This is a genomic window from Candidatus Nitrosopumilus sp. (assembly GCF_965223225.1).
Lineage (GTDB): Archaea > Thermoproteota > Nitrososphaeria > Nitrososphaerales > Nitrosopumilaceae > Nitrosopumilus.
On sequence record NZ_CBDCVU010000004.1, the window covers coordinates 1290724 to 1304856 of the forward strand.

At 32.9% G+C, this 14133-nt stretch carries 19 protein-coding genes and 1 tRNA gene; 9 read left to right on the forward strand and 11 right to left on the reverse strand.

The features are described 5' to 3' along the window. The first annotated feature begins 167 nt into the window (after positions 1-167). Positions 168-1031: a prohibitin family protein gene (locus ACOQN3_RS08250; protein WP_420545993.1), complete on the forward strand. Its 864-nt coding sequence runs from the start codon at positions 168-170 to the stop codon at positions 1029-1031. 9 nt (positions 1032-1040) lie between these two features. On the opposite strand, the gene ACOQN3_RS08255 is transcribed toward ACOQN3_RS08250, so the two are convergent. After that, entirely contained in the window at positions 1041-1346 is a 306-nt protein-coding gene (locus tag ACOQN3_RS08255; RefSeq protein ID WP_420545994.1) for a hypothetical protein, read from the reverse strand. Positions 1347-1478: 132 nt separating this feature from the next. On the opposite strand from ACOQN3_RS08255, the gene ACOQN3_RS08260 reads away from it, so the two are divergent. Together ACOQN3_RS08260 and ACOQN3_RS08265 are read left to right on the forward strand one after the other, a co-directional pair. Next, positions 1479-1883: an ArsR/SmtB family transcription factor gene (locus ACOQN3_RS08260; RefSeq protein WP_420545995.1), complete on the forward strand. Its 405-nt coding sequence runs from the start codon at positions 1479-1481 to the stop codon at positions 1881-1883. Between the two features lie 34 nt (positions 1884-1917). Next, positions 1918-2316: a hypothetical protein gene (locus tag ACOQN3_RS08265; RefSeq protein WP_420545996.1), complete on the forward strand. Its 399-nt coding sequence runs from the start codon at positions 1918-1920 to the stop codon at positions 2314-2316. 44 nt (positions 2317-2360) lie between these two features. Here ACOQN3_RS08265 and ACOQN3_RS08270 read toward each other — a convergent pair whose 3' ends face one another. Beyond that, positions 2361-3239 (reverse strand): methyltransferase domain-containing protein, encoded by an 879-nt coding sequence (locus ACOQN3_RS08270; protein ID WP_420545997.1) that lies wholly within the window; start codon positions 3237-3239, stop codon positions 2361-2363. Positions 3240-3330: 91 nt separating this feature from the next. Here ACOQN3_RS08270 and ACOQN3_RS08275 point away from each other — a divergent pair, with 91 nt between their 5' ends. Beyond that, a complete protein-coding gene (locus ACOQN3_RS08275; protein ID WP_420545998.1) occupies positions 3331-4527 on the forward strand; it encodes a hypothetical protein in 1197 nt (398 codons plus the stop codon). 3 nt (positions 4528-4530) lie between these two features. After that, positions 4531-5349 (forward strand): SirB1 family protein, encoded by an 819-nt coding sequence (locus ACOQN3_RS08280; protein ID WP_420545999.1) that lies wholly within the window; start codon positions 4531-4533, stop codon positions 5347-5349. On the opposite strand, the gene ACOQN3_RS08285 is transcribed toward ACOQN3_RS08280, so the two are convergent. The 3 genes from ACOQN3_RS08285 to ACOQN3_RS08295 all read right to left on the reverse strand — a co-directional run bounded on the left by ACOQN3_RS08285 (position 5346) and on the right by ACOQN3_RS08295 (position 5881). Beyond that, entirely contained in the window at positions 5346-5516 is a 171-nt protein-coding gene (locus ACOQN3_RS08285) for a hypothetical protein (protein WP_420546000.1), read from the reverse strand. The genes ACOQN3_RS08280 and ACOQN3_RS08285 overlap by 4 nt on opposite strands. A 73-nt stretch (positions 5517-5589) precedes the next feature. Beyond that, positions 5590-5751 (reverse strand): hypothetical protein, encoded by a 162-nt coding sequence (locus tag ACOQN3_RS08290; protein ID WP_179371275.1) that lies wholly within the window; start codon positions 5749-5751, stop codon positions 5590-5592. A 43-nt stretch (positions 5752-5794) separates the two neighbouring features. Beyond that, positions 5795-5881 (reverse strand) — tRNA-Ser (locus ACOQN3_RS08295). Between the two features lie 363 nt (positions 5882-6244). Between ACOQN3_RS08295 and pckA the strand changes: the two genes are divergently transcribed. After that, complete coding sequence (pckA, locus tag ACOQN3_RS08300; protein ID WP_420546001.1) at positions 6245-7831, forward strand: phosphoenolpyruvate carboxykinase (ATP); 1587 nt, start codon at positions 6245-6247, stop codon at positions 7829-7831. An 8-nt stretch (positions 7832-7839) separates the two neighbouring features. Here pckA and ACOQN3_RS08305 read toward each other — a convergent pair whose 3' ends face one another. Continuing rightward, on the reverse strand, positions 7840-8628 hold the full coding sequence (locus ACOQN3_RS08305) for a hypothetical protein (protein ID WP_420546002.1): 789 nt from the start codon (positions 8626-8628) through the stop codon (positions 7840-7842). A 325-nt stretch (positions 8629-8953) separates the two neighbouring features. Between ACOQN3_RS08305 and ACOQN3_RS08310 the strand changes: the two genes are divergently transcribed. From ACOQN3_RS08310 to ACOQN3_RS08320, 3 genes are all read left to right on the forward strand, one after another. Next, a complete protein-coding gene (locus ACOQN3_RS08310; protein ID WP_420546003.1) occupies positions 8954-9649 on the forward strand; it encodes a DUF3800 domain-containing protein in 696 nt (231 codons plus the stop codon). A gap of 175 nt (positions 9650-9824) precedes the next feature. Beyond that, on the forward strand, positions 9825-10292 hold the full coding sequence (locus tag ACOQN3_RS08315) for a hypothetical protein (protein ID WP_420546004.1): 468 nt from the start codon (positions 9825-9827) through the stop codon (positions 10290-10292). A gap of 368 nt (positions 10293-10660) precedes the next feature. Further along, positions 10661-11692, forward strand: a complete 1032-nt coding sequence (locus ACOQN3_RS08320) for an isocitrate/isopropylmalate dehydrogenase family protein (protein ID WP_420546005.1) — start codon at positions 10661-10663, stop codon at positions 11690-11692. 1 nt (position 11693) lies between these two features. On the opposite strand, the gene ACOQN3_RS08325 is transcribed toward ACOQN3_RS08320, so the two are convergent. Genes ACOQN3_RS08325 through ACOQN3_RS08345 form a run of 5 tightly spaced genes read right to left on the reverse strand, consistent with a single transcriptional unit; the run spans position 11694 to position 14121 of the window. Beyond that, positions 11694-12230, reverse strand: a complete 537-nt coding sequence (locus tag ACOQN3_RS08325) for a HemK2/MTQ2 family protein methyltransferase (protein WP_420546619.1) — start codon at positions 12228-12230, stop codon at positions 11694-11696. After that, the gene (locus tag ACOQN3_RS08330) at positions 12205-12912 is read right to left on the reverse strand and encodes a ribosomal RNA small subunit methyltransferase A (protein ID WP_420546006.1); all 708 of its coding nucleotides are present in this window, start codon (positions 12910-12912) and stop codon (positions 12205-12207) included. The genes ACOQN3_RS08325 and ACOQN3_RS08330 overlap by 26 nt, the downstream gene beginning before the upstream one ends. Continuing rightward, complete coding sequence (locus tag ACOQN3_RS08335; protein ID WP_420546007.1) at positions 12909-13475, reverse strand: DUF655 domain-containing protein; 567 nt, start codon at positions 13473-13475, stop codon at positions 12909-12911. The genes ACOQN3_RS08330 and ACOQN3_RS08335 overlap by 4 nt, the downstream gene beginning before the upstream one ends. Before the next feature lie 18 nt (positions 13476-13493). Next, on the reverse strand, positions 13494-13820 hold the full coding sequence (locus ACOQN3_RS08340) for an RNA polymerase Rpb4 (protein WP_420546008.1): 327 nt from the start codon (positions 13818-13820) through the stop codon (positions 13494-13496). A gap of 1 nt (position 13821) precedes the next feature. Next, entirely contained in the window at positions 13822-14121 is a 300-nt protein-coding gene (locus ACOQN3_RS08345; RefSeq protein WP_420546009.1) for a 50S ribosomal protein L21, read from the reverse strand. Positions 14122-14133 lie beyond the last annotated feature (12 nt).

A 14133-nucleotide genomic window follows, 5' to 3' on the forward strand; every position in this document is an offset into this window, starting at 1 on the left:
GTGCTAAAGGGATCATTAAGAAAAATATCAAGTAAATCCATTGAAAATTAGGATCCATCAATATATCTAAGATTCAACATGATAAATCTGTTAAGTAAGAAACTGCCTAGTAACTAAAATAAAATTACAAGGATTGGTATAATAGTAAGAACGACACACTCAAAACATTGTCGAGATATCAATCGCCAAAAGTTAATGTCAACATGAATGCAGCCAGAAGTATTGTAATAGGCATAATCATTCTAATTGTAATAGGTATTGTGGCAACTGCATCAGTAAAGATTGTAGATTCTGGTCACAGAGGAGTTTTATTACATTGGAATGCAGTCGATGTAACTAGTCCTCCATTAGATGAAGGATTGCATTTTGTTGTACCATTTCAAGATGAAGTAGTAAATATCGAGGTTCGTACGCTAAAGTATGAAAAAGAAACTAGAAGTGCATCAAAAGATCTGCAAACAGTTGAAACAACTGTCACAGTAAACTATCATCCAGATAAAGAAAGTGTACATAGACTCTATAAGAACTTGGGATTAGATTATGAAAACAGAGTTATTCAACCAGCAATAGAAGAGACAGTTAAACAAGTAACGGCAAATTACAATGCAGAAGAATTGATTACAAAACGACCTCTAGTTAAACAAGATATCGAGTCATCAATCAGAGAAAGACTGAATCAATTTGAAGTTGTAACAGAGGTCATCTCAATCACAGATTTCGAGTTCTCACCTCTATTTGCACAAGCAATTGAGGCCAAAGTAGAGGCAGAACAAAAGGCACTAAAAGCTGAGAATGATCTTAGACGAATCGAAGTTGAAGCAAAACAACGTGAAGCAAATGCGGTTGGTCTAGCAAATGCCAATATTGCAGAAGCAAAAGGTGAAGCAGAAGCAATTGCAATTATCAACAGAGCTCTGGCTGAGAATCCAAACTATCTAGAATGGTTAAAGACTCAAGCATGGGATGGTAAACTTCCACTAGTTGTGGGAGAAGGAGGAACACCATTCATACAGATACCGGTTAGTCCATAGGAGTAACATCTAATCTTTTTCATTATTTTTTAGATTATTTCTAATTGCATCATACATCGCAAGGAATTGATCAGGTTCTTTTTGCCGATAGTTTTTCTCAAGATTCTGTATTTCCTTATCAGATAAAGAATCTCCTTTATTCTCATAATATTCTCTAATGATTTGAGTAGGAGTCTTTTTTATTTTGTAATTTTCAAGTGTTCGGTTAACAGACCTTTTGCACAAAAGATCGAAAACAAAGTATTTGTAGATTAGATAGCCAGACAAGCCAATAATTGCAACTAAGATAATCGGAATTACTATTACTGAAGCCATCTAATATTCACTTTAATTTTATATTTCATCATTTTTTTACCTTACGCAATCATTTAAAAAACAACAAAAAATATTCAAGACATACAAGGTTAAAAAATTAGTTTTATATTTTTTGAAAATTAATTAAATTCAATGGGATTTGATTCATTATGTAAAAACAAGATTTTCAAGGACGTCCCAGACCTTGAAGACATCAAGGTAGACAAGCACATGAATGAGTTACTTTCTTCAATATTTACGGGAATGAGTGGGAGATATACCAGAATGAGAATAATATGTGCAATTACAGAAAATCCCTTAAACACACAAAAGCTTGCAAGAAAATTAGATTTAGACTACAAAACTATCAAACACAACATAGATGTTCTTGAGAAAAATAACCTGATAACAAGACATGGAGAAGGATACGGAGATGTGTTTTTCCCATCGGAACTGATATCTTCGAATTTACCAACACTTTACAGCGTAATTAGAAAGGTAGAGGCAAAGATGGACAGGCCTGGAAAAAATACATTGAGTGATTTGGAAAAATTGTAAAAACATTGATTATTGAGAATGCAGTATTTACAATATGAAAAGACCCATCATAATATACGACAATCTATGCAAATCATGTACATCTTATGCTAAATACGTAGACAAGATACTAAGGGGGAAAATTACTATGATTGGTCACTACACAAAAGAAGGAGAGAAGATTAAATCAGAAATTTTTCCTGACAACTACAAAGGTTTGGAAATGTCATGGTTTGTCACAGAGAACCATGCGTACGGAGGAAGAAAAGGATTAGAACATATTTTGAGATATATGCTGAAAAAAACAAAAGGAGACGGATTCGAAAAAAATCAATTTGATTTTTCAAAATGTAACACAGGTTGTAGTAGCGTGAAAGGAGTTTTGTTTAGATCAGGCAGTATTCTAACTAGGAGTAAAGTAATTCCAATCAAAAAAACCAACCACATAAAATAATATAAACAAAAAAAGTTTTTTGATGTCAGAAAAGAGTTTGTTTTTTATTTCATAGACTTGTGACCAATGACCAAATCTACTGCATAGTTCAAAGTTGCACGAGAGTTCAGTTTTAACGTCCAAGGAATAAAAGACGGTTTTTTTGTGTCAGGTCTAATTGTAAATCCAACATCAGATAGTTTTTCTCGCAATTGTATTGCGTCAAGCGGATTTTTAACAGAATTAGATCCTCGGTCATAGTCATAAGGATCAGACATTATAAGATAACCATCTGAGATTTGATTTGAAATACTATCAATAAGATGAGACGGTTCTACTAATTCCAAAATATTTAATGCAACAATTAGATCAAATTTCTGTTTGCCAAAAATATGAGAACCAGAATCAGCCACAACATAATCCAGATTAGGTTTGAATGTGTTTTTTGCTTCTCTAAGGGCAAGAAAGGACTGGTCAAGTCCAATTACAAGTTTGTTTCTTTTAGAAAGATGAGAAGTAAGAATTCCAATTGAGCAGCCATGCTCCAAAACAAAATCAGACTCTGGAAGAGAGTCAAGGGTTTTTTTCATGAAATTATAAAATGTTGAATTTTTACTCTCAGAATAAATTCTAGACCATCTTTCTTCAATTGAGGATCTATCTTTATCACGAATATTTTTGGTCAAGTTTTCTTTAAGAAATGTCCTTATTTTTTTAGATTTTGTAAAATTATACAATTTGCCTCCTAAAATATGATGAAAAGACAGGTAATTTGCAAAATCATTCCAGAGGATCGGAACCTTCTCAATGATTGGGAACAACAATTTACAATTATGACATTCCAGAAAACCTTCATCAATTTCCTTTGATTGCAGATGAACATCAAGATCTAATTTTGTAGTACATTTAGGACATCTGAGAAATTCAAGACTAGATTCATGCATTTGGACAATAAACCAGCTGCACTGAAACTAATAATTCTTTGAAAACAATTCAAGATAATATTAAATGTAGTATTTTTTGATCTTATACAAATTGGGAGAATTTGAAGAATTTGCTGAGGCCTTATTTGGACAGTTAGCGGTAGAAATCAACGAAGAAAAAGAAATTTTAGAATTGGCAATAAAAGCTAAAGAAGATTTAGCAGGAAAAATAGAGTTTAAAAAATTAGAAGAAATAGCCAAGGAGATTTATCCATCATTTAAGAAAAAGGTCGAGGAATTTTTAGATTTGAAAATTCCTGATAATGTGCAATTAAAATTTCCAGAACTAGAAGAATTAAAGGAACTAAAAGGAGACAAAGTATTTGCAGACAGCAAATCAAAAGAATTTGTAGTAGAGTTATTTGATGCAGTTGCAAAAGAGGACAGTAAAAAAATCGCAGAATTGATGAAAAAAGATACTGCAAAATACATGGTGTATTCAACTTATGCAATTCAATACATTTCCAAAATAACTACAACATATGGAGACTATCTAGATTCAACAATTTACTTTAACAAGTTTATTCTGTCTAGGTATCCAGAAATAATCCTACATAAGCAGGGAGAACCGTACGAATCAAATTTCAAAAATGTGAATTCAGGATACATCGGAGCAGTAAAAATGACATTGCTTGAAGAGTTAATCCACTCCGTACAGAAAAACTTACAGGAAGTAAATAAGAATGCAGCAACAGAAGTAAACAAAATAAATGAAGAGTTGGCTCAGATTATTTTAGAATTAGATTCTAAAACAGTAAGCGAACTTTCAGAATATTGCCAATTGCAGGCAGTTCCAGATGATTTTCCATTTGCAAAAAGAGCCAATCTATTTTTCTTCTTAAATCCGGATCACTTCCTAATCGAGCAAATAGGACCAGATGTAATGACATTCACCCACGTTGAGATAGACCCAAAAATAGGGCAAGCCATCCCACAACTTTTAGAAATTTACAAAAAATGGTTAGTGCCAATCCAACAACACCATGCTGCATTCACAGCTATGGAAGGAATGGCAGGTTTTGCAATCGACAACATTCTAAAAGATGATATTGATTTTCAGAATTATCTTACAACCTTTATGGGAACGGATTTCTCATCATACCAAGTAAGAAAGAGTATGGGAAAGGACTTTACAAGAACAGTATTTGAGAAATTAGGTACAAAAACATTCAAAAAAATGATTGATGTGCCACCAAACACTAGAGAGATAAAGGATCCTCAACTATATCTCAAAAAAATGAGCCAGTAGTAATTGAGTGAAAAATTTGATCCATTTGTTGCAGAATGGTTTTCATTTGTAAAAAATCCAAATTTCAATCTGGTTGAAAAGTGTCTAAAGTTTGCTCAGCTTTTAGAGTATCCGGATCTAGTAATAGAGGATTATATCAAAAAAATAAATCACATAGGCCTTTCATTAAAGGAATCAATCAACGATGTTAAAAATCCAACATATTTGATTTCGATGTTAAATGAACATCTATTTGAAAATTTGGGATTCAGTGGAGATGATGATGATTATTTTAATCCAAAAAATAATTTCTTAAATGAAGTAATTGACAAAAAATCAGGTTTGCCAATTACAATTTCAATACTGTATGTTGAAATTGCAAAATTTATTGGTCTGGATCTCAAAATAGTAGGATTTCCAGGGCACATATTGGTCAAATATAATGAAGAGATGATACTAGATCCATTTTACGATGGACATCTTTTAGACATTGACGATTTGCAGGAGATATTAGATACAAATTTTGATGGACAATTAGAATTCAGACCGGAATTTCTAGATGAGATAGGGACAGAACAAATTCTTGTAAGGATGACAAGAAATTTGAAGAATTCATACATACAATCATTTGTTTATGAAAAGGCACTTCAATGTGTTAACATGGTCTTGTCAATAGAACCAGAATCTTATGAAGACATTAGAGATAAAGGAATTTTAGAACAAAGACTGCAAAATTCAGATGCAGCATTGAAATATTTGAATAAATATCTAGAAATTAATCCAAATGCAGAAGATGTGGATTTTATTTTGGAATTGATTAGAAGTATTAAGACAAAAAATTAATCAATGATAGAATCTATATCTTCTCCGCTCTTGATCCTAGCTATCTCATGACGAGCAATTTTATTTCTTAGAGCTCTCTTGAGAATATCAATCTCACTTCTGAGCAATGCAGTTTCATCTTCAAGTTTAGCAACCCTCTCATAGATGGTTTCAGCGTCTGAACTCATGATTATCTATCAGGAAAAAATTGTCTTAAAAAGTTATGGGTAAATATATTGATGGAGAGGTTAGCTTTTTGAACTATAACTCAAACTCTTGGCGACATTTTTCGCATTTTCCTCTCTCTTGTCCAGGTGGACCTAGAAGGAATACCTTGCCAATCGTTTTACAAACAGGGCACATTCCAGTTGTGGCATTTTTAGGACCTGTGCGAATAATTTTTTGGGTTTTTCTTCTTCCCATTAGAGAAAATACCTTGTATCGGCCTATTAAGTTTAATTTTTAATGGCGCGGGGAGGGGGATTTGAACCCCCGTGTCCTTGCGGACATGGGATTAGCAATCCCACGCCCTACCAGGCTAGGCGATCCCCGCACAAGATGCCTAGAATTAGTCTGTAAGTAAATGTTATTTTTCACAAAAATCGCTGTAAGTAATCAACTAATACTTGCAAAACAGTATTTTGTCCAGTTAAATTAAAAAAATAACACGTAATAGTTACATTGAGTCCTGCTGTATTTTTTCGAGCATCGTTTTTTATTATAATCATATCTGTAATTCAATTCAGCAGTAATTCTAGTCAAATTAGGAAGTAATCCAGAATAGATTTTTTGAATAATTCATCCAAATTTCCAATATTTGAAAATTTGATATAGTTATCTCAAGTATGGTTTTATATGATTACAAGATTTCAATTAAATAACATGGATCTATTGCCAAAAAATACATGATGAAAAAATGAAAACAATCAAGGAATATCCAGATAAAGATGTAATTGATATTGTTAAAAAAAATAACCACAATTATAATTTGTCAGTGGAGGAACTTATCGCATATTCAATTAAACACAAAGAGGGAATTATCACTTCTAATGGATCTTTAGCAGTTAATACAGGAAGATACACAGGTAGATCTCCAGATGACAGATTCATAGTATATGATGATGAAACTCACAACACGATTGATTGGGGAAAAATAAATCATGAATTCCCACCAGGGAAATTTGAAAAGATTTTTGATAAAATGAAAGAATTCGCCAAGAAACAAGAACTTTTTATTTTTGACGGATTTGTTGGAGCAGATTATGATACTAGGTTGCCAATTAGAATAATTAACGATAGTGCATGGCAAAATCTTGTTGTACGGCATTTGTTCATTAATCTAAATAAAGAAGAGGGGTACAATCATGAGCCCGAATTCACTATTCTATGTCTTAATAATTTTCAATTGGTTCCAGAGATAGATGGGACTAGAACAAATACTGCCATCATAATTAATTTTAGTAAAAAATTAATTTTAATAGCAAACACCAGATATGCTGGAGAAATAAAAAAAGCTTTGTTTTCCGTTATGAATTTTCTTTTACCCGAAAGAAAAATTCTTCCTATGCATTGCTCGGCAAATGTTGGAGACAACGGCGATGTTGCATTATTTTTTGGATTATCAGGTACAGGAAAAACTACTCTTTCAGCTGATCCAAACAGAAGAATCATTGGAGATGATGAACATGGATGGTCGGATAAGGGAATATTCAACTTTGAAGGAGGGTTCTACGTAAAGTGTATCAATCTCAGCCAGGAGGCGGAACCTGAAATATGGAATGCAATCAAACATGGTACAGTTTTAGAAAATGTTATACTAGATGGCAATAAACCGGATTATGACGATAACCGTCTGACGGAAAATGCTAGAGCTTCATATCCACTAAACTATGTTCCAGCATCAGTAATTCCAAGTGTCGGAACACATCCAAAAGTGATTTTTTTTCTTGTTGCAGATGCATTAGGAGTGTTACCACCAATATCACGATTAACAAAAGAAGGAGCGATGTTTTATTTTCTGTCCGGGTATACCAGCAAACTTGCAGGCACAGAGCGAGGAATTAGAGAACCAAAAACCGTTTTTTCTGAATGTTTCGGGGCACCATTTATGCCAAGACCTGCATCTGTATATGCCAAATTATTGGGTGAGAAGATCAACCAGCACAACACTGTAGTCTACCTTGTAAATACTGGATGGACAGGAGGACCATATAAAGTTGGAAATAGAATCAAAATTAAATACAGTAGAGCAATAATTACTGCTGCATTAACAGGAGAATTAAATTCGACAACATATCGTCATGATGATTTATTTAATTTAGATGTCCCTACTAAAATTTTTGGAGTTCCTGATGAGATATTAAATCCTAGAGAAACTTGGTTAGATAAAAAAGAATATGATCATTACGCAAAAAAATTAGCTATGATGTTTACTGAGAATTTCAAGAAATTTAAAAATATTAATCCTAAAATTATAGATTCTGGACCCAACTATCAAATCTAAGAGTTTTCTTATTTTTGCATTTTTTTGTCTAAAATATCATATAGTTTATCTATATCTTCCATTAGATCTTCCTCTTTTCGTTTCATGTTACCTTGAATCTGAGATGACGGTTGAATAAATTCATAAACTTTTTGATACGTCTTGTCTATAGATATTATTACTTCTTGATCCAAATTCTCATGATAGATTCCCCATCTAATCATAATTTTCTCAAATGTTTTACCTACTACAGAATTTCTGTCACCTTCATTCATATGACCTATTTTTTCAAATTCATTACTGTCTTTCAAATATTCATAATCGTTAAGCATTTTTCTTAAATCAATCATTATTTGTTCTATCAAATATTTTTCCAAATCTTGTCTTTTTTCTCTCTGTTCCTCAATCTCATGATCATGATTTTCAATCATTCCTTGCTGTCTTGTTTCAATTTTGTGAATATCTATCATCAAATCAGCAATTTTTTCATTATCACGCTTAGAAAAATAATAAACTAAGATTGTAATTGTTAAACCAAAAAAAATTTCAATGATTAGAGTATCTGTTCCAGATATAGATATATTGAATATTTTTGCACTAGCAGTTATTATCATTCCAATCAATATTGAAGAAATTATTACAATTTTTAATTTTTGAAAGAATTTTAGCTTTGTTAGTAATTCTGATTTTTGAAAGAATTTTAGCTTTGTTAGTAATTCTGATTTTTGAAAGAATTTTAGCTTTGTTAGTAATTCTGATTTTTGAAAGAATTTTAGCTTTGTTAGTAATTCTGATTTCCATTTGTTGCCAATAGGCATGATGGTTATTTTTTAACTCATTATTTAAAATCAGAGTTTAGGTTATAAAATAAAAAATCATTTACCTAAGATTCATGTATGCATACGGTATACTGTATGTATACTATAACGATATTTTTTGAAATATAGTATTGATGAGTTTTTCAAGCATACAAGTTATTAGAACATCCACAATATGTTTTATGAGGAGATTACAACTGAAGAAGTTACAAATAGAACATACGAGCAATGAGATCCGTAATCGCAATTACACAGTAACAGATTTCAATAATGATATGCATACAGCACATCAGTGTATATTCTTGGAATAAACGGATGATCAATCATGCCACACATTTCTGTTTATGTTGACGAATCAGGAGATTTGGGATTTAGTGAAAAATCATCAAGATTTTTTACAATCGGGTATGCTTTCACCAAAGATCGTTATCCTTTAGCTGAAAATGAGATAATTAAGCACGCCTTAAAAAAACTCAATAAAAAAACAAAGAATAAAAAAAATAAGATTGAAGAATTTAAATTTTCTAATAATACGATTAAAACAAAGTGTAAATTTTTACAAGTAATCAGAGATTTAGATGTCGCCATAGGAGTAATTTGCATTAGTAAAGATTCTGTAAAAGAAAGCTTGAAACAAGATTTGGGCAGACTTTACAGATATTCCATAGGGAACACAATAATTACCAACCTTGTTAAAGATTATTTTTTTAGACAAGATCCATACAACTCCATAAGATTTGTCATAGACAGAAGTTTATCTCCAAAAGCACGTACACTATTCAACAATTACTGTGAAGAAAAAGCATCATTTCGTTCCAGACAAAAAGATACTGAAATAGATCATAGAATAACTATTAAACATGAAGATTCAAAATCCGTCCCAATGTTACAGGTTGCAGATTATATTGCAGGATCGGTACAGAAAAAAGTTGAAAGAGGAAATGATATTTTTTATAATGTCATCAAAGAGAAAATCAATTACCATGAAAAATGGGATTATAACGAAAAGATACAATGGTGACTCTCAGCCTACTTGTCCCAGTTTGTCCAAACAAACATCTTTCTTTTAGCTGAGATTACATGAATTGCTTCATGAACTTTACCCACCTATCATACATAGACATATTCCCTATATTACCTTAGTGTAGTTTTCCACACTAGATCATACATAAACATGCATAGTAAAATTCAGAATGATGGAATTTTCCAAAGCATTAGAAATTTGGAAAAGTCAAAAAAATCTCATTTTAGCATTAATAGTCATAGGCATATTATTCTACCCGATAGGATTTGTGCATGAAGCAGGACATTATTTGGTAGGTAATCTTGTTGGTTCAACATGTGAATTTGGGATTAATTGGACATTATCAATAACATGCAAACCAGTACCAGAACCCAGTCAATTGTATTTTGTAATGGGAGGCGTGTTTGGAATGTTGATAGGGCTATCATTAGTGAGTAATTCAATAAGACGCAATAAACCAATATTCATTGGAATTTGTGCCATTACCTTAGATCATTTCCTAAAAGCAATATTTGAAACGTTTGCACACTCTTTATACCTGAATAATTTCATGCTCAACCTGGCAATGGGAACTCTTCCAATTCTATTAACAGTTATGTTGGCAGGATACTATACACGCCTTGACAAAAATAAATCCTAACACAATAAAACTAGAAATCAACAAAGGTAATGGATCTTGAGGAACTGTCTGCAGACTCTCCAGGATTGTTGAATTCAAGATCAGTTATCTACACAATAATCACATTTAGCTTTTTTGGTTTTTAGTGCCAATTAGACAAAAATTCTAATTCACAAGTGTTAACTGATTACTTGTGCATTATTGTGTAAATAACTAAAATTAGTTTTCATTTTTATGTCAGAAATAACGATTATTATCAGATTTTGCTGTAATTTAGCAAAAAATAGTTACAGAATTCGCTGTTAGTTGATGTTATTTTTTGCAATAATAGATCTGTCAGAACAGACAGGTGTAGAATTAAATAATAAACTCCTCAAGATAACATGATTTTGAGTAAAAAAGCTGCAATAATGAAAGGTGACGGAATCGGTCCAGAAGTAGTAGAATCCATGCTAAGGGTCCTAAGAGAGTGCAATATTCAATCAGAACTTGTTCTTTGTGAGGCAGGATCAGAGCAATGGGACAAAAATGGCAGAAAGGACAAATCATACATTCCAGATGACACAATCAAGGTCTTAGAAGAATCCGATGCATGCTTTAAGGGTCCAACTACAACAATTCCGGTTCCAGGAGCACCAAGAAGTGTAGCTGTAACATTGCGTCAAAAATTTGAACTATACTCAAACATTAGACCAACTAAAACTTTTGATAGACTAACACCTGAAAGAAAATTAGATTGTGTGTGTTTTAGAGAGGCAACTGAAGGACTGTACACAGGAGTAGAGGTAAAAATTACAGATGATGCTGCAATTGCCATCAGAAAAATAACAAGACAGGGTTGTGACAGATTTTTAAAATCTGCAATGGATTGGGCAAAACAAAACAATATGAAAAAAATGGTAGCAATAACTAAAAGGAATATTTTAAAACAAACAGATGGGATATTTTGGGATTCAGCACAAAAAGCAGTTGAAGGAACTGACGTAGAATTATCAGAGATATACATTGACAACATGGCTCAACAAATGGTGGTAGCCCCAGAACAATTCAATGGAGCAGTTCTTGTGAGTACTAATCTGTTTATGGATATTATTTCAGAATTAGCCTCAGGACTTGTGGGATCAATAGGATTGATTTATTCTGCAAATATGGGCGACAATTTTGCAATGTTTGAGGCAGCACATGGAAGTGCACCTCAGTTTGCAGGACAAAACAAAGTAAATCCAACTGCAACCATCCTTTCTGGCGCATGGATGGCAGAATACCTAGGAGAATCAGATATCAGAGATGCAATATTTGATGCCACAAACAAGGTTATCAATGAAGGCAAATCAGTGACATGGGATATAGGCGGAGATGCATCAACAACCCAGATGACAGATGCAATTATCCAATACGCAAAAGAAAATCTAAAACGATAGACTAGCTGTTAACAGCTTCAACCAGAATTAATTCTTCAAAGAAGAGCTTCTTTTTTGACAAAATTTTTGTGGTCCATCCTAGTTTTCTTGCATAAGAGATTAGTTTTTCATAATTAGATAATGAGGAGGTTACAAAGACAAATTTTCCATTTTTCTTGAGATTACAATACACAGAGTCAAAAATTTTTTTTGGAATCTCAAATCCCTCTTGACCGCCATCAGTTGCAATGTCTAAAATTTCATCAGTTGCCAAATAAGGCAGATTACACACTATAAAGTCAAACTTTATGGCCAATGCATCAGAGCCATTGCAGCAAACAATGTTTTGTGTTTTGTAGGTTTGATTTGTTAAAACCTCATAGTTAATGTCGGTTCCAACTACAAAAGAGAAATTCTCAGAAAGTAGTTTTGTAAGATACCCAGATCCAGACCCCACATCCAAGGCAAAGTCGCCTTTCTCATTTTCAATATTTTCTACTATGAAAAAAGTATCTTCGGATGGAGTATATTCCTCATTTTTTAAGGATTTGATTTGCAAGTTCAATTATCTCATCTCCAGTAAGTTCAGAGAAACGCTTCTCTATTTTGGTTTCCTTGTTGAATTGTTTTAGTATATTTTTTACAGTTTTTCTTCGATAAGAAAAAAGCTTGTGGATTGTTTTGATTTGACTATTGTTCATTATGTTTTTGGGAGTGATTTTTAGGACTATTGAATCAACTTTGGGTGGAGGAGTAAAGTTATTTTTGCTAACATTTTGCAGTTTTTGAATTTTAAAGCAATGGTTTGCAACCACACTTATTGCCTTTCTTTGCTTAGGGGAACTTTCTAGAATTTTGTCGGCAAACTCTTTTTGCACCATAACCACTGCACGAGAAAAAGGTCTTTGAGCGAGCCATTCAATTGCATCTTTGCTTCTCGAATAAGGTAAATTTGAAACAAAAACTGAGAAAGATTCTTTTTTCTTGAATCCATCACCGTGTTTTAGTATCAGATTTTCAATGTTACCATACTTTGTTTTGGCATTTTCAGCTAGTCTCTTATCAGCATCAATTGAGATCACCTGATTTGCAGTACTGCAAAGCAAAGGAGTCAAGACACCAAGTCCTGTTCCCACCTCATACACAACATCATCTTTTTTAATTTCGGCACTTGAGACAATTAATTGTGCTATTGAATTAGAGTTTAGAAAGTGTTGTCCGAGTCTTTTTCTTTTTATCATCTCTTTACAAAGAGATTCATTCTACTTTCTCCAGTAATTTCATCCATAATTCTCTCTGAGATGTGCTTAACTGGTTCTTTAAAGCCGACTCTTTCTTGCAAATCCTGATAGCTCTCAAATTTTTTCTTGTCTCTTTCTTCTAGCATAGTTTTCATGTATGTTTTTCCGATTCCTGGAATTAGCTCTAGTGCATGAATTCTTGGAGTTAGGGGTCTTGCATTATTTAGATATTCTACAAATTTAGATTCATTGTTAGTTACAATGTTTTCAACTACTGCATACAACTCACTTTGCGCAGATGATGAAACATCATCATAATTCATTTTTCCCAAGACAGATAGAACTTTGGTTCGTCCCTCTTTGCCAATGTAAATTCTTTCACCCACCTCAAATGCAGAGTTTGGAATGCCCAGAATTTCAAGAATAGTCAAGCGGTCTTCTCCAATAGCAGTTACAATAATTCCTTCTCGACCTCTAACGGTAGATGATTTTCCTCTAGGGTTGAAATCTAAAACATATGCATACTCCTCATATTTTCTAGGAGGGGATTGTGCCCGGTACAAAATAAAAATCCTAAAAAGTTAAGAGTGCTCCTTAATTATTTTGAGGATTTTTTCTAAAGTTTCTGCAAGAATTAGTTTTTTCCAACCAAAGGTGAATGAACGCAATTCAGCCATACTTGTTGGTCTAATGTTAACAATTTCAACGGCTTCCTCTTCTGTTAATTCACATTCTTTGATGAGTTGTTTTTTCATATCTTTTGCACTTTTTGGGTCAATAGATACAAATTTTGAAACATAATCATAAGTCCAGCGTTGAATTTGATCCATTTGTTCAGCATCAACTTTGCTTAAAATTTCTTGAACCTCTGAAAGAGAAATAGCTTGTTTCTTTTTTACTTCTTCCATTTTATACACCGAATGGTTTTATGTGATCTAATCTAGTGATTAAGGTTTTCGATTTTTCGCCTAGTTTTACATCTAGGGTAATTGCGCGTCTTCCAATGTTTGTAATTACGCCGACCTTACCATGATATCTTCTGTGAGGCAATCCCTTGTGCTGTCTAGGATCAATAATGACAAGTGCTTGCTGGCCTTCCTGATACTCTCTTAACAAGAAAGAGACTCCTCTAGGGGCCTTTTTTTTCATCACGGATCTGGATTTGTGCTTAAACCCATGAGAACGACCGTGAGATTTCTTAGTTGCCATGTAGTGTAAACC